This is a genomic window from Eubacterium sp. BL-380-WT-2B (assembly GCF_009696115.1).
GTDB classification, from domain to species: domain Bacteria; phylum Bacillota; class Clostridia; order Eubacteriales; family Eubacteriaceae; genus Eubacterium; species Eubacterium callanderi.
Genome location: NZ_VUMP01000007.1, coordinates 157,235 through 176,375, shown reverse-complemented (window position 1 = coordinate 176,375; position 19,141 = coordinate 157,235). Strand labels below are relative to the sequence as shown.

The 19,141-nt window shown below is 51.6% G+C and carries 21 protein-coding genes and 3 tRNA genes; 18 read left to right on the top strand and 6 right to left on the bottom strand.

Going from position 1 to position 19,141, the window contains the following annotated elements; genetic code table 11:
• Positions 1-59: 59 nt before the first annotated feature.
• On the bottom strand, positions 60-1,517 hold the full coding sequence (locus FYJ53_RS15275; protein ID WP_148427482.1) for a trimethylamine methyltransferase family protein: 1,458 nt from the start codon (positions 1,515-1,517) through the stop codon (positions 60-62).
• A 26-nt stretch (positions 1,518-1,543) separates the two neighbouring features.
• Positions 1,544-2,845 carry an MFS transporter gene (locus tag FYJ53_RS15270; protein WP_187367887.1) on the bottom strand — a complete coding sequence of 434 codons (1,302 nt, stop codon included), beginning with the start codon at positions 2,843-2,845 and terminating at the stop codon, positions 1,544-1,546.
• Positions 2,846-3,065: 220 nt separating this feature from the next.
• On the opposite strand from FYJ53_RS15270, the gene FYJ53_RS15265 reads away from it, so the two are divergent.
• From FYJ53_RS15265 to FYJ53_RS15250, 4 genes are all read left to right on the top strand, one after another.
• Positions 3,066-3,290, top strand: a complete 225-nt coding sequence (locus tag FYJ53_RS15265; protein WP_013379231.1) for a DUF1659 domain-containing protein — start codon at positions 3,066-3,068, stop codon at positions 3,288-3,290.
• Between the two features lie 32 nt (positions 3,291-3,322).
• Positions 3,323-3,559 carry a DUF2922 domain-containing protein gene (locus tag FYJ53_RS15260; RefSeq protein WP_013379232.1) on the top strand — a complete coding sequence of 79 codons (237 nt, stop codon included), beginning with the start codon at positions 3,323-3,325 and terminating at the stop codon, positions 3,557-3,559.
• A 147-nt stretch (positions 3,560-3,706) separates the two neighbouring features.
• Positions 3,707-4,255: a D-Ala-D-Ala carboxypeptidase family metallohydrolase gene (locus FYJ53_RS15255; protein ID WP_090411021.1), complete on the top strand. Its 549-nt coding sequence runs from the start codon at positions 3,707-3,709 to the stop codon at positions 4,253-4,255.
• Between the two features lie 57 nt (positions 4,256-4,312).
• Complete coding sequence (locus tag FYJ53_RS15250; protein ID WP_090411024.1) at positions 4,313-4,789, top strand: hypothetical protein; 477 nt, start codon at positions 4,313-4,315, stop codon at positions 4,787-4,789.
• Between the two features lie 66 nt (positions 4,790-4,855).
• On the opposite strand, the gene FYJ53_RS15245 is transcribed toward FYJ53_RS15250, so the two are convergent.
• The 4 genes from FYJ53_RS15245 to FYJ53_RS15230 form a co-directional block, all read right to left on the bottom strand.
• Complete coding sequence (locus tag FYJ53_RS15245; protein ID WP_148427486.1) at positions 4,856-6,091, bottom strand: S-methyl-5-thioribose kinase; 1,236 nt, start codon at positions 6,089-6,091, stop codon at positions 4,856-4,858.
• 2 nt (positions 6,092-6,093) lie between these two features.
• Positions 6,094-7,395 (bottom strand): S-methyl-5-thioribose kinase, encoded by a 1,302-nt coding sequence (locus FYJ53_RS15240; RefSeq protein WP_148427488.1) that lies wholly within the window; start codon positions 7,393-7,395, stop codon positions 6,094-6,096.
• A gap of 76 nt (positions 7,396-7,471) precedes the next feature.
• Positions 7,472-7,942, bottom strand: coding sequence for a EutP/PduV family microcompartment system protein (locus FYJ53_RS15235; protein ID WP_148427489.1), 471 nt, complete (start codon positions 7,940-7,942; stop codon positions 7,472-7,474).
• Positions 7,943-7,944: 2 nt separating this feature from the next.
• Complete coding sequence (locus FYJ53_RS15230; RefSeq protein ID WP_013379239.1) at positions 7,945-8,298, bottom strand: BMC domain-containing protein; 354 nt, start codon at positions 8,296-8,298, stop codon at positions 7,945-7,947.
• A 507-nt stretch (positions 8,299-8,805) separates the two neighbouring features.
• On the opposite strand from FYJ53_RS15230, the gene prmA reads away from it, so the two are divergent.
• From prmA to FYJ53_RS15160, 14 genes are all read left to right on the top strand, one after another.
• On the top strand, positions 8,806-9,750 hold the full coding sequence (prmA, locus tag FYJ53_RS15225; RefSeq protein ID WP_148427491.1) for a 50S ribosomal protein L11 methyltransferase: 945 nt from the start codon (positions 8,806-8,808) through the stop codon (positions 9,748-9,750).
• A gap of 14 nt (positions 9,751-9,764) precedes the next feature.
• On the top strand, positions 9,765-10,502 hold the full coding sequence (locus FYJ53_RS15220) for a 16S rRNA (uracil(1498)-N(3))-methyltransferase (RefSeq protein WP_148427493.1): 738 nt from the start codon (positions 9,765-9,767) through the stop codon (positions 10,500-10,502).
• Positions 10,503-10,541: 39 nt separating this feature from the next.
• Positions 10,542-11,849, top strand: coding sequence for a tRNA (N(6)-L-threonylcarbamoyladenosine(37)-C(2))-methylthiotransferase MtaB (gene mtaB / locus FYJ53_RS15215; protein WP_148427495.1), 1,308 nt, complete (start codon positions 10,542-10,544; stop codon positions 11,847-11,849).
• Positions 11,850-11,863: 14 nt separating this feature from the next.
• Positions 11,864-12,208, top strand: a complete 345-nt coding sequence (locus FYJ53_RS15210; RefSeq protein ID WP_013379244.1) for a histidine triad nucleotide-binding protein — start codon at positions 11,864-11,866, stop codon at positions 12,206-12,208.
• A 256-nt stretch (positions 12,209-12,464) separates the two neighbouring features.
• A complete protein-coding gene (locus tag FYJ53_RS15205; RefSeq protein ID WP_090411034.1) occupies positions 12,465-13,013 on the top strand; it encodes a glutathione peroxidase in 549 nt (182 codons plus the stop codon).
• Between the two features lie 183 nt (positions 13,014-13,196).
• On the top strand, positions 13,197-13,379 hold the full coding sequence (rpsU, locus tag FYJ53_RS15200; RefSeq protein WP_013379247.1) for a 30S ribosomal protein S21: 183 nt from the start codon (positions 13,197-13,199) through the stop codon (positions 13,377-13,379).
• 13 nt (positions 13,380-13,392) lie between these two features.
• Positions 13,393-13,836, top strand: coding sequence for a GatB/YqeY domain-containing protein (locus tag FYJ53_RS15195; RefSeq protein ID WP_013379248.1), 444 nt, complete (start codon positions 13,393-13,395; stop codon positions 13,834-13,836).
• Positions 13,837-13,962: 126 nt separating this feature from the next.
• Positions 13,963-16,350, top strand: coding sequence for a cation-translocating P-type ATPase (locus FYJ53_RS15190; RefSeq protein WP_148427497.1), 2,388 nt, complete (start codon positions 13,963-13,965; stop codon positions 16,348-16,350).
• 207 nt (positions 16,351-16,557) lie between these two features.
• Positions 16,558-16,634 (top strand) — tRNA-Pro (locus FYJ53_RS15185).
• Between the two features lie 23 nt (positions 16,635-16,657).
• Positions 16,658-16,734: transfer RNA gene (locus FYJ53_RS15180), tRNA-Ile, on the top strand.
• A gap of 35 nt (positions 16,735-16,769) precedes the next feature.
• A tRNA-Phe gene (locus FYJ53_RS15175) sits at positions 16,770-16,845 on the top strand.
• 152 nt (positions 16,846-16,997) lie between these two features.
• Entirely contained in the window at positions 16,998-17,669 is a 672-nt protein-coding gene (locus tag FYJ53_RS15170; RefSeq protein WP_013379250.1) for a B12-binding domain-containing protein, read from the top strand.
• Positions 17,669-18,370: a GntR family transcriptional regulator gene (locus FYJ53_RS15165; protein ID WP_041689821.1), complete on the top strand. Its 702-nt coding sequence runs from the start codon at positions 17,669-17,671 to the stop codon at positions 18,368-18,370. Before FYJ53_RS15170 ends, FYJ53_RS15165 begins: the two co-directional genes overlap by 1 nt.
• Positions 18,370-19,056 (top strand): GntR family transcriptional regulator, encoded by a 687-nt coding sequence (locus FYJ53_RS15160; RefSeq protein ID WP_013379252.1) that lies wholly within the window; start codon positions 18,370-18,372, stop codon positions 19,054-19,056. The genes FYJ53_RS15165 and FYJ53_RS15160 overlap by 1 nt, the downstream gene beginning before the upstream one ends.
• The last annotated feature ends 85 nt before the right edge of the window (positions 19,057-19,141 follow it).

The window sequence follows — 19,141 nt, the reverse complement described above, 5'->3', positions numbered from 1 at the left end:
CCACCTCATGTGAGGGAGCGCCGTTTTTACTTCATGGGGGGATAGTGGTTTACAGCCAGTTAAATATCATAGTCCAGGTTTACGAGCACCTCGTTCAGGATGGCGTCCTGGGCCTTGGTGGTTTCGGGGAGCTTGTATTCTTCCAGACGGCGTTCGACCTCGGCGGCGGCGCGGCTCCTCAGAGTGCCCACCTGCTCGCGCATGGTAATGCCGGAGCCCTTGCGGTGGAACAGCTTGGAAAGGTAGTGCTCCTCGCGGTAAGCCTTGGGGGTTCTGCGCTGGATGTAGGAGCCTCTTGGCCCGACTTCCTTCATGAGGTCAAAGCATTCCCGACCTTCGGAGAAGTTGATGCCCTGCTGCACACGCTTCAGGTAGAGCAGAACCTCCTCGTCCAGGACGAATTTTTCAAAGCTGCCGTAGTTAAAGGAGCCCATGGTCCCGATGGCGTGGGTCAGCTGGTCCGAGCGGCCCAGAATGGGCGCCATGCCCGTCAGCATGGATTCGGCCCCGGCCTGGTAATCCACGTCGATGGCGTCTGAGTAGGCGCCGATGGTGCGGGCCGGCATGTTGTAGAAGCGGGCCATGCCGAGGGTTGCCATGGACAGCAGGAAGGATTCGCTGGCCCCGATGCTGAGCTGGACGCTGCGCATATCTGAAGGCGCGCTCAGTGAATTGTAGATAATGGGGTTGCCCGGGTTCAGCAGCTGAATGAGCACGGTCATGGCCAGAATGGACGCGTTGTCCTGGATAATGGTGCCGAGCAGGGTCGGCGGGGAGGTTACATTGGTCATGGAGCAGGTGCAGATGGTGATGGGCTGGTTGCCTGCGGCCGCACCGAGGACATTTTCAAGACACTCGTAGTTGTTGGAGAGTGGTGAGAGGGGACAGACTACCTCCAGCACCACGTATTTGTCCCAGATGTCATAATAGCGTTTTACAAGGTCATAGCTGGCGAGTACCCCGTCCTTGATCCGTCCGGTGCCCACATTGTGCGGGTTGGTCCGCAGGGCAGAGGCGATGGGCTTATCCGAATATTTCAGCTGGATGGCATACTGCTTGAGAATCTTGTTTTCCTTGTCATTTCCAAGCCCTGGGTAGTCGATGCTGGAAGCCTTGGACATCTGCAGCACCTCGCTGGTCTGGGTCAGCTTGTGATATTTGATGGCGTCATATACGTTGGCCTTGTGCACTGTATCGTCTGTCTCAATATAGGTAACCAGGCCCGCCGAGTTGGCCATGACCGGGAAGGGGTCCTCACGGTCTGGCCCGATAAAGACAGAGCCGTTCCGGCCGTAGACCTCAAAGTTGCGGGGCACGGTCTTCAGAGCATCGTTTACCATGGCCTCTGACAGAAAGACCTTGTCGCCGTCAACCTGGGCGCCGTTTTTGCGGAAAACCTCCAGCACCTCCTCGTGCTCAAAGGCAACGCCGATTTCACTAAGCACCCGCAAAGACATGGCGTGAATGTGTTCAACCTCTTTTTCCGAAATGAAACAATCCTGAATATCTCTTAACATTTTTCTCCTCCTGAATGTTTTTTGTTTTACTTAATGCTTTCCAAAGTTTTGGGATCAAGCATCCCATCCTTACTGCCGATAACATTGTTTTTTTCGCCCAGCTTAAGCTTGGCGGTCACCAGGGATACAATGAGCCCGATGACACTCCAGACGATGATCCAGATAAAAATATTATTGAAGCCGGACACCTTGTCTGCGTCCAGCCAGCTTCCCATCATGGTGTACATGAAGGACTCCGGCGCGTAGGCAAAGACCGAGATAATGCCCATAGCCACGCCTGTCATGGAGACTGGAATGCCCGCCTCGCCCATGACCGCGTAGGAAATCCCACGGGTGGCGCAGAAAAAGGCTGTGGCCAGACAGGTAGTGACAATGCCAAAGGCCAGCGTGGTGGGCGTGATCATGATGGAGATGGTGGCCGCAATGCCCAATGTAAAGTAGACTGCCAGCACCTTGGCCCGGGAGGCGAATTTATCAGCCACCAGCCCGCCGATAATGGTCGCCACCGCGGCGATCACGTAGTTTCTTGTAATGGCAAGCCCCGACGCCACCGCGTCCGACACCCCGATAATATCCGCGCAGTAGGGGCCAAAGTAGGCCACCGCTGCCGCAAAGGCCATATAAGCCGAAGCCACGATCAGGGTAGTGAGCCAGGTGCCCGGCACCTTCAGCACCTCAATAAAGCGGCGCAGGTTCACCGGTTCGTCGGTGGCAGTGTTGGCCCCTGGGAAGGTGAACAAAATGAGCAGCGCAAAGGCAATATACAGCCCTGCGATAAAGAACAGCAGTACCCGGATGCCCGCGACGCCATCCACAAAGGCGCCGATAATGGCCAGGCCGGCAAAGCCCACCAGCGCGTTGGCGCCCCACTTAATGCCCTCACTGAGGCCAAACATTTTGCCCTGCTCCTCCTCGCTGCCCAGCAGCCGCACATACTTAAGCATGGCGGACCAGAAGGTAAAGATGGAAAAGATGCCATAGCCAAAGAAAATAATGAGCAGGCAAATGTAGGATGGGAAAAAGCCGAACCAGATGGTCAGGCCCCCCAGCCCCAAAAACGAAATGACCAGCAGGGTCTTGGTGTTTACCTTATCCGCGATAAAGCCGGAAGGCAGGTAAAAAATCAGGTTGGCAATGCCGTTGACGGACCCCAGCATGCCGTATTCCGCGTTGGTCAGCCCCAGCGCCGCAATCAATTGGTTGTAATACAGGTTTCTCACGCCGATACAGGCAAAGAACACAATCCCCGACGCAATGCTGATCATCAGCAGAGCATACATGCGTTTCCCCTTGGATAGGTTCAATCGGCCGTTTACTAAATCTGCCATCGTGTAGTCTCCTCTCTCTTCTCGATGTTTGATGCTTTTTATATAACGCAAGGACCGTGCCAAAATGAAATGGCGCAGCCAGGCGGTTTTGGCGGCAAGCACCGCCAAAAAGTGATTCATAATGATTCGGAAAAGTCATTTTGAATCGGGTGTGACCCCGGGCGTTTTTTTCGGATATATAAGCGTACCCCAAAAGCGGGACAGAAAGCGAGGTTGGAAAATGGCAGTTGTAAAGTACACAAAGGCAGTGGCACTGAAGGTGGTCTCCAATTACGGAGAGCAAAAAGGAAAGATTGTGAAGAAGACGAAAACCTATGGCGACGTCAAGCCTGCCGCCACCGATGAGGCGCTCTATGCGGCCTACAAGCACATCAAGGGGCTTCAGGAGCCCATCGGGGAAGGCTGTATGCGGGTCACCACCGATGATCTGGTAGAAAACGCGTAAGCATTTAATGCAGGAAAGAGAGGAGAAAACAAATGGCAGCAGAGACAAGTAAGGATTTGGTATTGTATTTTGAACGCAGCGATGGCAAGAGCTACAGTATGAGCATTCCGGATTACCTGGAGGGCATCACCGACGAGCAGATCAAGGCAGGAGCCCAGGGCATTTTAGCCGAGGGCGTTTTTGAGCCCGAGGGCTTTGCGCTGGTCAAGGCCACAAACGCCGTTAGAATCGACACCACAAAAACCGAAGTGCCCCTGGAAACCGAATAGGCAAAGGGCGTCCCAGGTGTTTTAACAGGCAGGCAGAAAACAGCCTGCCTGTTTTTTATTGTAGGGAACCACGCCTTATGGTCAAGCCGAAGCGGGTATGGTTCCGAGTCATTGGATGGATCTTAGAGTAGATTAAAAGGAGAGCATATGAAATATAAAAAGACAGCCCTGTGGATTTTTCTGGCGGCCGGGAGCGCCGGCCTGGTGTTCATCTTCGGCGCAGTGCCGGGGAAGAGCGCTGTGCCGCCGCAGGCAGAGATCGTTCAGCCAGCGCCGGAGCAGACTGGACAGAAGCCTGAACTCCCACAGCAGGAGCCTGAGAGCGCTGAACCCGAATCCGGGCCAGCGGCGCCTGCGCCGGAAATGGCCAGCGCCCATTTCGAGATGGCAGAATACCAATGCGACTGCGCCGGTCTCTGTGACGGCTGGCCGGCCCGGATGAACCCTGTGCTGCTCGAAAGAATCGAGGCTCTGCGTGAGTACTATGGGCTTCCGGTTGTTATCACCTCCGGCGTGCGGTGTGAGAGCCGCAACACCGAGGTGGGCGGCGTGGCATGGTCCTTCCACAAGCGCGGCGACGCCGCGGATCTGTACTGCCCGGGTGTGGCCGTGGGGGATCTGGCCCAGACTGCCAAAGATCTGGGCATGAACGTCCTGCCCTATTACGCGAGCGGCTATATTCATGTTGAGGTGTAAAAAGGCAGCATAAAGGAAATTGTGATAAAGTATTCGACAAAGATCGAGGTGCAAAAAATGAAAAATAAGATTTTAATCCGAGGGCTTACGGCCGCCTCCATTGCTGCTGTTCTGTTTTTGTTCGCTGGCTGTCAGGCAGAAGCGCCGGCGCCCAGCGCAGGATCATTCACCCACAGTGATGTGTTGGATCAGATTTATCACGCAGAATTTGAAGGCCAGGAGGGCATGAGCCGTAGCTGGACTGAAGACGCCAAAGGAAATGAGCAGCTCATCCTCAGGGAATCCACCGATGACCAGGGACGCCTGGTGCGCCTGATGCTGGTCTATGACCGGAAGTCTCAGAACGACGCCTGCGACCTGGCGGTTCTTGAGCAGGTTACCTACGAGCAGAGAGGGCAGGAGTGCCGCGCGGTGGACACATCCATCCTCGACATGTACGCAGTGGTCCAGAAAACGGGCGAGGTCATCGCATCGGGCAAGACAGACTGGGGAGATATTGGAAGCAAGGCCTATCAGGCCGCGACGGGAGAGTAAGCGCCCGATAATTAACGAATCATTCATAAAAAAGCAACCCGTATCGCCGCGATACGGGTTGCTTTTTTATTGTTGTCCGATGCCTGCGCAGCAGCGCAGGAACGCGTTAAACTCGTCGATATTGTGGAAGGTGTCGGTCATGAGCAGGGTATACTCTGCAATCTCAAGGGAGCGCTTCTGGATAAAGCCGAGCTCGCGCTTTTCGATACGCTTGAGGTCACAGGTCAGGGCCATGTCGGAAGAGATGCGGGTAATCAGGCTGATCACCGCGTACTGCAGGGCATCCTGGAAGATACTGTCACAGACGTCCTGACAGCTCAGCACCTTCAGGCGGTAGCTGACCCTTTGGTTTTCTGCCCAGAGCTTTTCCATGGTGCACTCGAAGCTGTGGTACATGTCCGCCATAAAATCCAGGTCATAGGCCTGCATGGCCAGGCGCTTGTCCTCAGGCAAGGCCTTATAGCCCAGCCAGGACACATAGTTGATGATCATGCTGCCGGTCAGCCGGCCGATGTCAATGGCCTTTGGCCCATAGCCGGAAAACTCGGTATCGATGATCTTAACCTTGCCCGGCCCCACCATGATGTTGGAGCTGTGGAGGTCGTTGTGGATCAGGCATTCATCATTATTCAGGTATTTATAGCCCAGGGCGTGGACGCGCGCCCTGATTTTTTCATTCGACAGGATACGCTGCCGGGTTTCTTCGGCCTCGGGCTCCAGGGGTTTTTCGGCACAGAGCAGGACGTTGTTCACAAAGAGGAGATCGTAAAGCCGCTTAGATTCGTCGTTGTAGAAAAAGTGCTTTACACCCTCAAGCTTGCGCCCGGTCATCAGAAGGTCTGAGGTGTGGAAGAACAGCAGGGCCAGAAAAATCCCCATTTTTTTGCCCACATCGGGGTAAGTGACACCCGCAGTCAGCTCGAAGCGCAGCAGCTCCAGATCCATAAGATCCTCCATGACAATGACGCCCGCGGCCTCGTCAAAAAGGTAGATGTCCGGAGCGATATCCTCGTAGAGGGTTCCCATAAAGGTGAGCACTGCAATCTCGGTGCGCAGGCGCTCCATAAGCACCGGGTGGTCGCCGCCGTCGGCCTCCTTAAAGGCGCGGATGTAGGGCAGCAGCTGCTTGACCACAACGGAGCAGTTGGTGTTCAGGTCTCTGACCGCAAAGATCAGGTTGACATAGCCCTCGATGTTCTGGATCTCCTCGTGGAGGTCGATGACATTGAGGAGGGCGTTTTCGGGGAAGATTTTCTTCTGGATCAGATAGGTTTTAATGGTGTCTCGGTTCAGAGGTTCCATGGTTATGCCTCCTTAAAGGCTTCGGCCGGGTGCTTTCCGGCCATTTTCCGCAGGTAGTCGGTCAGGTCGGTGATTTTTTTGTAAGCGCCGCGGTTTAAAAACAGCTCGATGGTCATGAGCAGCACCAGCTGCTCGGGATAGATGCGGTCCGGTGTTTTCAGCCGCTCGAGGTCGTAGCAGATGCCGCGGTCACCAATGCGGGAGGCGGCGTTCAGGGCTGTGTACAGCAGTGTATCCTGGAAATGGGTCAGCAGGTAAGCGTCCACATCCAGGCTGCGGAGGCGGTAGCTGTCGCTCCGGTTTTTGTCGCACAGCGCCCGGAATTCTTCCTCAAAGCACTGGTACATGGTGTTGATGGAATCCAGCAGATAGGCTCTGAAAACAGCCTTCTCGCCCTCGGTGTGCTCATGGTCGCCGTACCAGGAGAAAAAGTTGAGGCAGAAGCTGGCAATGAGCCGTCCCCAGTCCTGGGCAATGGGCCCAAAGCCCGCGAACTCGGTGTCGATGATCTTCATGCTGTGGTCATTAACCATGATGTTGGAGGCGTGCAGATCGGTGTGGATCAGGCATTCCTTGTCGGTCAGGAACTGGTGGCGCATCTGGCGGATCATGCTCTGAATTTTTTCGTTTTCGATGATGGCCCTGCGCAGGGGCCAGGTGGCCTCGGGCATGTACCGGTTGTCGGATACGATGGTGCAGTCAGCAAACAAAAAGAAATCCAGGGCGGTGTATTCCGGATTCTCAAAGAACTTTTCGAGTTCCTGTTTTTTATAGCGGCTCAGGTGCAGATCTGAGGAGTAGAAAAGGTTCCGGGCCATAAAGCGGCCGATCTTTTCGGGAAATTCAGGGTGCTCCTTCATACGGCAGTGCTCGTAGCGCAGCAGGCTGTGGTCGGTCAGGTCTTCCATGACAATGATGCCGCGGGGCTCGTCAAAAAGATAAATTTTGGGGCAGATACCCGGGTACACCGAATCCCAGAAAATCAGGACTGAGATTTCTGAGCGGAGCCGTCCGATATCCAGGCTCCAGTCGTGCATGTACTTGCTGTTCTTGCTGCCGGCGGCTTCGTCCAGCTTGCTCCTGGGCTCTCCCACAATCTGTTTGAGCACCATGGATTTGCCGTTTTGGTCGTAAATATGGTATATAAGGTTTACATATCCGTCAATGCTTTCCTTGATGGCGTGGAGGTCTTCCACTACGAGTTCGGCATCCTGCGGATAAAGGTCTTTATCTTTCAGATAGGCGGCCACCTGATCCTCGGTCAGATAGTCGTCGGACCAGTAAGGGATTGCTTTTTGGGACATATCATCACTTCCTTTTATAGCAGTAATCGAATCAAAGGGTATCGTGGCGATACCCTTTGAAAAACGTTGGTCTGTTTTATTTTTTGTTCCGGTGCTTGTCCATATAGCTGTGGATGTCTTCCTCAAGCGCCTCGATGCCCTCGCCGGTAATGGCGCTGACCTCGTAGATTTTCTTCTTGTTCACACCGGCAAAGTTCATAAAGCGGTAGCTTCTCTTCATATCCGCGTCCTCGCGGTCGATCTTGGTAATGACACCGATGGCCGGAATGTTAAAGGTAAAGACAAAATTGGGCGGAATGGTGTTCTGGGTGTCGACGCTGGAGATCACCACAATGACCAGACCGGCGTCGCAGGACACGTTGATGGCCTGTCTGCAAAAGAAAGGCATCTCAATAAATTCACCGGGTGTATCAATAAAATCCTCGGTGTAGGTGACCTGCTGGGTTTTGGCGTAGTGGATTTCCTGCTGGGTAAGGCGCTGCATCAGGGTTGTTTTGCCGCAGCCGATCTTGCCGACAAGCGCCACACGGTTTCGGTTACTCGCCATTTTTAGGAATAGGTAATTTTGGGAATATCGAAGCCCAAAACGGAATGCAGGGTGTTTAAGATTTCCTGTACAGCGGCTTTGACATCACTGACACGCCCTGTGATGACAAGGGAACCGCTGAAACGGTCCAGAAAGCCGATTTCTACCGGAGCGGCCTTGGTGCCCGCGTCGGCGGAGATAATGGCAGCCTCGCTGGGGGTGATGGTTAAAATGCCGATGGCGTCGCAGTTTTCGTCATCGAGCCCTAATTTAATATAGACATCGCTTTTGGGTTTAGCGATAATATGCGCTAAGGTGACCTGTTTACCAGGAACGTATTCCTGTATGGACCTTGGTGTTTTTTTCTCTTCTGACATGGTCGATCTCTCCTTCTGTTGGGTATAAATAGTAACCTTATTATAGCATTAATCTGAATACCGTTACAGGTTGAAACGATATTTTACTTACAACGGCCAAAATAGTGCGGGTTTTGGAGGGAAGGTGGAGGATCTTAAGGTAGTGGCGAAAGGGTGAGAGAGAGGCTTGTTTAGTTGAAAGTTGATAGTGGAAAGTGGAAAGTTCAGGTGCAAATCTGCCGGTGGCAGATTTGATTAGGCGACTGAGGGAGTGCCGCATCGCTTTTGCGTCAGCAAAAGCGTTCATTAACCTTCCACTTTCCACCTTCAACCTTCAACCCAGATTACTTCTTAACTTTCCCTCAGCAGCCACCTTCCAACCTTTTCTACCGCCTCCGCCCTTCCCTTTTCTTAAATTTTCACTTCCATTCTAAAGGAAATTCGGTTAAAATAAAATCTTATGGTAGATTCTTTGGAGGAAGCATATTATAATAATTCTTAGATAAATAAGGACTTGGGAGGTAATACATGACTTGGTTAGAAGTTCAAATCACGACGACGCTGGAAGCAGAAGAGGCAATCGTCAATCTGTTTTATGAGGTCGGCGCCAAGGGCGTTGTTATCGAATCCGGCGAAAACCTGATGATGATTCAGGAGGACCCTACCATCAATTACATCGATGAGAGCATCCTGAACATGGACCCGGATGTCTCGGTCATCCGCGGGTATTTCAATGAAAAGCTGGACTGTGACGAATGTATCCATCAGCTGCTGACCGGCATTAAAAAACTGCCTGCCTGCGGCCTGAATCCCGGTGAGTGTGAGCTGTCCATCACCGAGGTGGAAGAGGACGACTGGGCCAACTCATGGAAAAAATACTACAAGCCCACCCGCGTGGGCAAGAGCATTATCATCAAGCCCACCTGGGAGGACTATACCCCAGAGGCGGACGAGATCGTCGTGAATATGGACCCCGGCATGGCCTTCGGCACCGGCACCCACGAGACCACCCAACTCTGCGTGACCAAGCTTGAGGAGTATATCCGGCCAAACGATATGGTGCTCGACATTGGCTGCGGTACGGGCATTCTCGCCATCATCGCCGGGGAGCTAGGCTGCAGGCACGTCATCGGCGTGGACTTTGACCCGGTGGCGGTCAAGGTGGCCAGAGAAAACATCGCGCTTAATCATATGGAAGATAAAATTGAAATCCGCGAGGGCAACCTTCTGGACGTCATCGCAGAGGATGAAAAGGCAGAGATCATCGTGGCCAACATCCTGGCAGAGGCCATCATCGAGCTGGCCCGGATGATCAAGCCCTATTTAAAGGAAGACGGCGTGTTCATCTCCTCCGGAATCATCAATGACCGGCTGGAGGCAGTGCTGAAAACCCTGAACGACGAGGGCTTCGAGGTTTTAAACATTGAGCAGATGGGCGAGTGGAACAGCGTTGCCGCCCGGATTAAGGCATAAAGGAGTTCTTTTGTATGCATCGTTTTTTTGTATCCCCCGGACAGATTGAGGATGGGCTGGTCACCATTGAAGGGGAGGATTTTAAGCATATTACCAAGGTGCTGCGCCTGAGAGACGATGAGGCCATTGAGGTCTGTGACGGCCGCGGCACAGACTATATCGCGTGTGTGGAAACTGTGGGAAAGGACAGCCTGAAGGGGCGTATTCTGGAAAGCCGCCCGTCCCGCGGAGAGACGGACAGTCTGCGGGTTACCCTGTTCCAGGGCGTACCCAAGGGGCAGAAGATGGAGTCCGTCATTCAGAAATGCGTGGAAGCCGGCGCGGCCTCCATTGTGCCCTTTACCTCGGAGCGCACAGTGGTAAAGCTGGGCGATAAGGAAGAAAAAAAGACCCGGCGCTGGCAGCGCGTTGCCTACGAAGCCGCCAAGCAGTCCAAGCGCGGCATCATCCCCCATGTGGCGGAGTTGACGACCCTGTCCGCAGTGGCAGACACCTTGGATAACTATGACCTGGTGCTCATTGCCTACGAGGGCGAGGAAGAAAGCAGCCTGAAGGACGTGATTTCCTCCCTGGAGTTTGATCCGGAGCGGATCGCGGTCATCATCGGCCCCGAGGGCGGCTTTGCTCCCGCAGAGGTTGCCATGATCGAGGAGGCCGGCGGCTACTCTGTGAGCCTTGGACGCCGAATCCTGCGCACCGAGACCGCGGGCGTGGTGCTGCTGGCGCAGCTGAACTTTTTTTACGAAGACTGAAAATCACAACTTAGAATAACGACTGGAGCTTTAACATAAATGAACAACAAGACTGTCGCTTTCCATACTCTTGGCTGTAAGGTAAATTCCTACGACACCGAGGCCATGATGGAAATTTTTGAAAAGGCGGGCTACCGCATTGTCGGGTTCGCCGAATACGCCGATGTGTATGTGGTCAACACCTGCACCGTCACCCATCTGGGCGACCGGAAATCCCGCAATATGATGCGCAAGGCAAGGCGCACGAACCCGGACGCGGTTATTGTGGCGGTGGGCTGTTATGTGCAGGTAGCCCCCGACGAGGTTCAGGCCATTGAGGAAGTGGACCTGATCATCGGTACCAAAAACCGGGCCGATATCGTGGCCGACATCGAAGCCTACCAAAAGGACAAGACCCAGAACAATTTTGTTTCCGATATTATGCGGGAGCACCACTATGAGGACTTGAATATCACTGAAACCAAGGGCAAGACCCGGGCGTTTTTAAAGGTTCAGGAGGGCTGTAACCAGTTCTGCACCTACTGCATTGTCCCCTTTGCCAGGGGGCCGGTTCGCAGCCGCCCGGTGGACGCTGTCCTGAGCGAGGTGAAGCGGGTGGCGGCCCATGGCTACGCGGAGGTGGTGCTCACCGGTATCCACATTGCCTCCTACGGCGTGGACCTGGGGGACGGCGTGGACCTGCTGAGCCTGATCCGGGCAGTGGACAAGGTTGAGGGCGTGAAACGTATCCGCCTCGGCTCCCTCGAACCCCTGCTGCTCACCGAAGAATTTGTGCAGGGCCTGTCAGAAGTCAGGGCCTTCTGCCCCCATTTCCACCTGTCGCTGCAGAGCGGCTGTGATACGGTTTTAAGCCGTATGGGCCGCAAATACACCACGGCCCAGTACGCGGAGATTGTAAAACGGGTGCGCCGCGCCTTTGATTATCCGGCCATCACCACGGATATTATGGTTGGTTTTCCCGGTGAAACGGAGGAGGAATTTGAGGCGACTTTGGCCTTTGTGGAGCAGATTCATTTTTACCAGGTGCATGTCTTTAAATACTCCAGACGCAAGGGCACAAAGGCCGATGCCTTCCAGGGCCAGGTGCCGGAGGAGATCAAGACCGAAAGAAGCCACTGCCTGACCCAGAGGGCCAGAGCCTGTGAGCAGGATTTCCTCAAGGCCAACGCAGGCAGAACCGTGCCTGTGCTCTATGAGCGCGCCAAAGAGGAAGGGGTCTATGAGGGCCACACCGACAACTATATTCCAGTGGTTCTTAAAACCATTGAAAAAATGAATGGCAAAATTATTGAAACTGAGTTATTATATAAGGAGTCAGAGTTCCATATGACGGGGCTCCTGAATTAGAAGGGAGAAAGATTATGTCTGAAGATTGTATCTTTTGTAAAATCGTAAACGGCGAAATCCCATCGACGGTTGTGTATGAAGATGATCATGTCCTTGCCTTTAACGACATCGACCCACAGGCGCCAGTGCATGTGGTTATCATTCCAAAGGAACACTACGAATCCATTTTGTCTGTACCGGCGGGGGATGACATCATCAGCCATATCCATACTGTCGCCAACCGTTTGGTACTTAAACTGGGAATCGCGGACAGCGGTTTCAGACTGGTGAATAACTGCGGCGCAGACGGCGGGCAGACCGTACCGCATCTGCACTACCACCTGCTGGGCGGCAGAAGCATGCAGTGGCCGCCAGGTTAATACGGCTGGCGTCAGAGCCCGGATTGCTGCGTTGCAGACCTGCGAAGACTGGTTATTTATCTGCAATGAGCTCCCTCACCGGCTCGGCCTGCGCCTTGCGCTGCGGTCTTTCTTTTAGGCCGCCACGGAGGATGCGTATGAATAACAGGGATCACTTAACAGAGCTTGTTTTTTTGGACAGGCTCTTTTTTTATGCCCGCATTTGGGTATATAGATAGTAAATCAGAAATATTCAGATAAAAAGGAGTGATTTTTTATGAAAAATATATATGACTTTCGTGTGGAAAAAATGGACGGCGGAAAGCAGGCGCTCAAGGATTACGAGGGTAAGGTGCTGTTAGTGGTCAATACCGCCAGCAAGTGCGGCTTTACCCCGCAGTTTGACGGCCTCGAAGCCCTTTATGAAAAGTATAAGGACCAGGGCCTCATGATCCTGGGCTTCCCCTGCACCCAGTTCGGCAACCAGGACCCGGGCAGCAATGAAGAGATCGAAAACTTCTGCCGCCTTACCTACGGCGTATCCTTCCCGATGATGGCAAAGATTGATGTGAACGGCGACAACGCCGAACCGCTTTTTGTTTTTCTTAAGGAACAACAGGGCTTCAGAGGGTTTGACTTAAACACCGAAAAGGGCAAGGCCTTTGACGAGCGCCTGTCCAAGGACGACCCGGATTACGCGCAGAAAAGCGATATCAAATGGAATTTTACCAAGTTTCTTGTCGACCGCGACGGCAATGTGGTTGCCCGCTATGAGCCGATGGTAGAGCCTGCAGCGCTGGAAAAGGACATTGAAAGGCTTTTATAAAAGCTTTTTAACGCCATAAGGGCGCCAGGTTTTTTCTTATGAAAAAATAGATACAAAAAACCCCGATGAATCCCCACTTTTGGATTGACAATTAAAAAGTTTTTAAATATAATATAAGTTAGCTCATACCATGTCAAAAAAAGTTCCGTAAATAAAGTTATGGATTAGAGGGGGGGGTTAAGAATGTCTGAAGTAAAAATCAAAGAAAATGAAACACTTGAAAGCGCATTACGCAGATTTAAAAGAAAAACTGCAATGGCAGGTGTTATGTCTGAGATTCGCAAAAGAGAACACTATGAAAAACCAAGTGTAAAAAGAAAAAGAAAATCAGAAGCTGCCAGAAAAAGAAAAATGAAAAAAAGATAGGATGTGGCATTAGTTGGCATTAAAGGAACAACTGCTGGCTGACTTAAAGGCTTCCATGAAGGCCAAGGATACGGTTAAGAAATCAACGGTAACGATGATTCGCGCCGCGATTCTGCAGGTCGAAAAGGACAATAAAGTTGAGCTGGGCGATGCTGAGATTCAGGAAATCATCGCCAAGCAAATGAAACAGCGTCGGGATGCCTTAGACGAATTTAAAAAAGCCGAACGAGATGATTTAATCGCGCAAACAGAAGCAGAGATGCGTGTCATCGAAGCTTACCTTCCTAAACAATTAACTCAAGAAGAAATTGAAGCGATTGTTGACGAAACCATTAAAGAAACCGGAGCTGAAAGTGCAAAGGACATGGGCAAAATTATGGGCGCGTTAATGCCGAAGGTCAAAGGACTGGCCGACGGAAAATTGGTTAATCAGATCGTCCGGGAAAAACTACAATAATAAAATACCGCTCAGCCTGCAAGTCAGGCTCAGCGGTTTTTTATTTGCCCTGACGCCTTATAAACTGTCTTTCTTTTAAGAAAAAGGTGTTACTATTAACCTAATACAAAACAAGAGAGGTTCGCAATGGAAATGAACGCCTTTAACCCATCGTCAGCTACCGGTCTCACCGAACAGCAGGTAGCTGAGCTTCGAGAAAAGGGTCTCAATAATCAGCAGCCTGAATCCCAGACAAAAACCGTGGGCCAGATCGTAAAGGACAATACGCTGACCCTTTTTAATTTACTCAATATTGTGCTGGCGGTTCTTGTGATTGCGGTTGGGTCCTATAAAAATGCGCTGTTTATCAATATTGTGATCATCAATACCGTCATCGGCATTATCCAGGAGGTCAAGGCGAAGCGCACAATTGACAAGCTCTCGCTCATTTCCCAGCCCCATGTCCGGGTGCTGCGGGAGGGGAAGGAGAAAGAGATCACAGTGGAGGAGATCGTCCTCGGGGATATTCTTATCCTGAGCTCCGGAAAACAGATTCCATCGGATTCAACAGTGCTGAGCGGTGAAATTGAGGTCAATGAATCCCTGCTGACAGGTGAATCCGACGCCATTGTCAAAAAGGAAGGCGATACCCTTCTGTCCGGCAGCTTTGTGGTGGCCGGGCAGGCCTATGTGCAAGTGGATAAGGTGGGCGAGGACAATTACGCTACCAAAATTGCCGCCCAGGCCAAGCAGATGCGCAAGCCCAATTCTGAAATCATGCGGGCGCTAAACCTGATCATGAAAATTATCGGTATCACCATTGTGCCCATCGGTGTGCTTCTCCTGCTGCGGCAGATTTTCGGCCTGAACCTGGGGATCAACCATGCCATCGTTACCACTGTGGCCGCCCTGATCGGTATGATTCCCGAGGGGCTTGTGCTTCTGACGAGTGTGGCCCTGGCAGTGGGCGTTATCCGCCTCGGGCATTACAAGACCCTGGTTCAGGAGCTGTACTGCATCGAGACGCTGGCCCGTGTTGATGTGCTCTGTCTGGATAAAACCGGCACCATCACCGAGGGGAGCATGGAGGTCAAATCCATCGACCTGGTCAATAACGCCAAGGACCCGGCTAAGGCCCTGCGCGCCATGGTGGGGACCCTGACCGATAATAACTCCACCTTCCAGGCCCTGAAGGACAGCTTTAACGGAGAGGCCCCCAAATGGCGGGCAGTGAAGACCGTCCCTTTTTCTTCGGCCCGCAAGTGGAGCGGCGTCAGCTTTGAGGAACAGGGAACTTATGTTATCGGCGCCCCGGAATTTGTGCTGAAAGACGGCTACAATACCTACCGCGACAAGGTTGAGGGCTATGCCGCGGAGGGAAACCGCGTGCTGGTGCTTGTCCATTCCGACAGTCCTTTTACAGGAGACAGCGGCCTGCCCGGTGATGTGCAGGTCATTGCATTCCTGCTGCTCGGGGACAAAATCCGGAAGGAAGCCAAAAAAACCCTGGAATATTTTGCAGGGCAGGGGGTTGCTATCAAGGTAATCTCTGGGGATAACCCCCTCACCGTGTCTGAGGTAGCCTGCCGGGCAGGCCTGATGGACGCTAAAAACTGTGTGGATGCCACCACCCTCGAGACGGATGAGGCAGTGGCAGAGGCCGCCCTCAAATATACGGTTTTCGGGCGGGTTACCCCAGGGCAGAAGCGTGTGCTTGTCAATGCGTTAAAGGCCGCGGGGCATACCGTGGCCATGACCGGCGACGGCGTTAACGATGTGCTGGCTCTGCGCGATGCGGATTGCAGCATTGCCATGGCCGCGGGGAGCGACGCTGCCCGCCAGGTCTCCCAGCTGGTTCTGCTGGATTCCAATTTCTCCAGCCTGACCAAGGTGCTCATGGAAGGCCGGCGCGTCATCAACAACATCAGCCGCGCGGCATCGCTGTTCCTGGTCAAGACCATCTATTCCTTTCTGTTAGCGGTCATTGTGATTGTGGCCAGCGAGGCGTACCCCTTTATTCCGATCCAGCTCACGCTTATCAGCACAGTAACCATAGGGGTTCCGTCCTTCTTCCTGGCTCTTGAGCCCAACAAAAACCGGCTCTCCGGCAATTTTCTGGAGACAGTGCTCAGAAAAGCTCTTCCGGGCGCGCTGACCATTGTGGTAAATATTGTCGTAGTTATGATTATTGGGAATATACTGGATTTCAGCGTTAATGAGCTGTCCACCATGGCCTGCCTGCTGACCGGTGTCACCGGGCTCATCATCCTTTATGGTGTCTGCCAGCCCCTCGATGTTAAACGGACCATCCTGTTCTGGGCTATGACCATCGCCTATGTGGGCGCAGTGCTGTTCTTCCCGACCTTTTTCGCGGTAATACCGTTCTACCCCACTAACTGGCAGGTGGTGCTGGTATTGCTGCCGATGCTGTTCCTCATTTATCCCATTATGCTGCTGCTCAAGGCTGCCATCAATAAAACCGAACGTTGGCTTGTTAAGCATAAGCTGCTGGATTTAAAACGGACATCGCTGTAGATTTTTCCGACCCGTATCGCCGCGATACGGGTTGGATTTTTTATTTTAAATTTTTGTCAGAAAATGCTTGACGAAGGCTTAAGAATTGTGCTAGAATAAGCAAGTCGTCAAGTGAGACAGCCGCAGGTAGCACGGTTTTAAAAAATAAAATTTTAAAAAGTGCTTGACATTAAGAGTTAAAGATAATATAATATAAGAGTTCTGTTTCGAGGTGTAGCGCAGTTTGGTAGCGCACATGGTTTGGGACCATGGGGCCGGAGGTTCGAATCCTCTCACCTCGACCATTTTTTTATCTGAACGATTATACGGGCCTTTAGCTCAGTTGGTCAGAGCATCCGGCTCATAACCGGCAGGTCCAGGGTTCAAGTCCCTGAGGGCCCACCAGTTTCTTTTTAAAAAACAAGCTCAGTAAAACATAAGCCCAGATAGCTCAGTCGGTAGAGCAGAGGACTGAAAATCCTCGTGTCGGTGGTTCGATTCCGCCTCTGGGCACCACTTTGAAGTTTAAATGCAGATTTGTCAGACAGCAGGTCTGGCTTTTTTTATTTTTTGAAAAATGTCACGGCCCTGACGGATAGCGGCGGCATGGTGTTCAGAGTTGTATTTTTAAGGACAATCAGTTATACTAGGCGTAAAGGTGATTTAAAATGAATACAGACATTTCCAGAGAAAAAATTAAAACAAACATCATAAAAAGTGTGACAGACCTGAATGAAAAAAAGACACTGCGCCTGGTGGAAAAAGCCCTTAATGCGGGGATAAGCATGAGCGATATTGCGGAGTATCTTCAGCAGGGAATGGACAATGTGGGCGAGCTGTTTGAAAAAGAGGAATACTTTATCGGCGACCTGATCATGGCCGGCATCATTTTTAAAGAGGTTATGAAGCTTGATAAACGCAGCGTGGCTGATCAGAAGGAAGCTCCCGGCAGCCGGGGAACCATCCTGATCGGAACCATCCACGGCGATCTGCATGATATCGGAAAGGATATTTTTATTGGCCTGGCCTGTGTCAATGGCTTTAATGTCATTGATTTGGGCGTGGATGTCCTGCCCGAGGTGTTTGTTGAAAAAATCAGGGAGGCCCGCCCGCAGATTTTAGGCTTCAGCGGCCTGCTGACTACGGCCACGGCAGAGGTCAAAAAAACCCTCAAGATGATCCATGACGCCGGACTGCGTGATGGCCTGAAAATTATTGTGGGTGGAGGCCTGATGCAAAAGGAACAGGAAAGTCCGGAGGCTTTCGCGGACGCCTATGTCAAAAATTCAGGAAGAGGACTGGAGTACTGCCTCGAATGGGCGGAGAATGGTTACAGATAATGGATATACCGATTTATGAAAAAATTGCAAATGATTTAAAGGAAAAGATCAACCTGGAGCTTTTGAAGCCTAATGACCCTATTCCCTCAGAGGCGGCTCTGTGCGAAGCCTACAATGTCAGCCGTCTGACTGTAAGAAAATCACTGGAAATGCTGGTGCGCGACGGCTTGGTTTATCTGGTCCAGGGAAAGGGGCATTTTGTAAGGAAAACAAATGGCAGCGATTATATCCTTACATTCAACGAAGTCGGCTTTGAGACCACTGATATTGATCAGATACACATTGTGGATGTCGATGTGGTTGAATCGACGAAGGAACTGGTTTATATCTTGAAGATTCATCCCAATACGCGTGTGCTCAGGATAAGGCGGGTGCTTTATGAAAAGCAGCAGCCCATTGGCTATGACATCAAGTATATCCCTTACTATCCTGGCTTTCCGCTGATTGAGAAGGAGCTGGAGGCCAGAGATTTCGTTGAGATTCTGGCAGACCGCATCTCGCCTTATTCAGTTCAGATTGATTTGAAGATAACACCTCAGAGGGCTCAGAAAGAAACGGCCGGCCAGCTTGGGATCGACGAAGGCAGCGGAATACTGACGGTGTCCCAGCTTTTAACGGATGTCGAGCTTGGCGTTGTAGGTTATTGCGAAACCTTTTATAATGCAAAGTATGTAAAACTTGTCGCAGAATGGAGCAGGTAATGGAAGCAAAACTTTATAAAGGCGTACAGAACGATCTTAAAAAGAAAATTGAGCGGGGGATCTATCCGGAAGGCTATAAGCTGGAAAGCGAGAACAGTCTTTGCGAACAGTATAATGTCAGCAAGGTGACCCTGCGTAAGGCGCTCTCCAACCTTATTGAGGAAAATTATATTGAATCCAGACCGAGAATAGGGTATTTCGTAAAAGCAGCAGAGCGCGGAATATACCATTTAAGCTACAGTCTGTCAAACGTGCTGAACACCTATATTTCTGATGAGGAAATTTTGTCGGCAGATTTCGGCGGAAGAAAGGGCGTCAATGAATTTGAGATGACCAAGCGTTACGCCAACGATGACGATGAGTGGATCGCGCTTGAGCAAATCCGGATTGTTTTCAGGCACACTCTGCCCGGTGAAAAAAATACGGAAAAGACGCGCGGTTATTACAAACGGCATACCGAAGATATCTTGTCCCTTGCTGAGACAAAAAAAATGACGCTGGACGTATCCTTTGGTGATGAGGCGGTGTGCGATGCTCTGGAAATTTTTTCGGACGAAGCGCTGTTGAGGGTCTGTGAAGAATATTATGATGAATATGGAAAGCTGTTTGCAGAAGTGAGGGCATATGTACCATCGGATTTTGCAGAGGTGAGGGCATCTAATAAAAGAAAGGAATCTGTTTTTTAAGGATTTTCTTTTTTATTGACAATCTAATATTATCATGATAATATTAGATTGCTTAATTGATATTATCACGATAATATCAATTAAA

Excerpts from the sequence above, each read along its gene's own strand:
- FYJ53_RS15165 (WP_041689821.1), top strand. The coding sequence starts at position 17,669 with ATGGATATACCGATTTATGAAAAAATTGCAAATGATTTAAAGGAAAAG.
- FYJ53_RS15255 (WP_090411021.1), top strand. The coding sequence starts at position 3,707 with ATGAAATATAAAAAGACAGCCCTGTGGATTTTTCTGGCGGCCGGGAGC.
- FYJ53_RS15260 (WP_013379232.1), top strand. The coding sequence starts at position 3,323 with ATGGCAGCAGAGACAAGTAAGGATTTGGTATTGTATTTTGAACGCAGC.
- FYJ53_RS15270 (WP_187367887.1), bottom strand. The coding sequence starts at position 2,845 with ATGGCAGATTTAGTAAACGGCCGATTGAACCTATCCAAGGGGAAACGC.
- prmA (WP_148427491.1), top strand. The coding sequence starts at position 8,806 with ATGACTTGGTTAGAAGTTCAAATCACGACGACGCTGGAAGCAGAAGAG.
- FYJ53_RS15235 (WP_148427489.1), bottom strand. The coding sequence starts at position 7,942 with ATGGCGAGTAACCGAAACCGTGTGGCGCTTGTCGGCAAGATCGGCTGC.
- FYJ53_RS15190 (WP_148427497.1), top strand. The coding sequence starts at position 13,963 with ATGGAAATGAACGCCTTTAACCCATCGTCAGCTACCGGTCTCACCGAA.
- mtaB (WP_148427495.1), top strand. The coding sequence starts at position 10,542 with ATGAACAACAAGACTGTCGCTTTCCATACTCTTGGCTGTAAGGTAAAT.
- FYJ53_RS15210 (WP_013379244.1), top strand. The coding sequence starts at position 11,864 with ATGTCTGAAGATTGTATCTTTTGTAAAATCGTAAACGGCGAAATCCCA.
- FYJ53_RS15205 (WP_090411034.1), top strand. The coding sequence starts at position 12,465 with ATGAAAAATATATATGACTTTCGTGTGGAAAAAATGGACGGCGGAAAG.
- FYJ53_RS15170 (WP_013379250.1), top strand. The coding sequence starts at position 16,998 with ATGAATACAGACATTTCCAGAGAAAAAATTAAAACAAACATCATAAAA.
- FYJ53_RS15220 (WP_148427493.1), top strand. The coding sequence starts at position 9,765 with ATGCATCGTTTTTTTGTATCCCCCGGACAGATTGAGGATGGGCTGGTC.
- rpsU (WP_013379247.1), top strand. The coding sequence starts at position 13,197 with ATGTCTGAAGTAAAAATCAAAGAAAATGAAACACTTGAAAGCGCATTA.
- FYJ53_RS15230 (WP_013379239.1), bottom strand. The coding sequence starts at position 8,298 with ATGTCAGAAGAGAAAAAAACACCAAGGTCCATACAGGAATACGTTCCT.
- FYJ53_RS15265 (WP_013379231.1), top strand. The coding sequence starts at position 3,066 with ATGGCAGTTGTAAAGTACACAAAGGCAGTGGCACTGAAGGTGGTCTCC.
- FYJ53_RS15250 (WP_090411024.1), top strand. The coding sequence starts at position 4,313 with ATGAAAAATAAGATTTTAATCCGAGGGCTTACGGCCGCCTCCATTGCT.
- FYJ53_RS15275 (WP_148427482.1), bottom strand. The coding sequence starts at position 1,517 with ATGTTAAGAGATATTCAGGATTGTTTCATTTCGGAAAAAGAGGTTGAA.
- FYJ53_RS15245 (WP_148427486.1), bottom strand. The coding sequence starts at position 6,091 with ATGGAACCTCTGAACCGAGACACCATTAAAACCTATCTGATCCAGAAG.
- FYJ53_RS15160 (WP_013379252.1), top strand. The coding sequence starts at position 18,370 with ATGGAAGCAAAACTTTATAAAGGCGTACAGAACGATCTTAAAAAGAAA.
- FYJ53_RS15240 (WP_148427488.1), bottom strand. The coding sequence starts at position 7,395 with ATGTCCCAAAAAGCAATCCCTTACTGGTCCGACGACTATCTGACCGAG.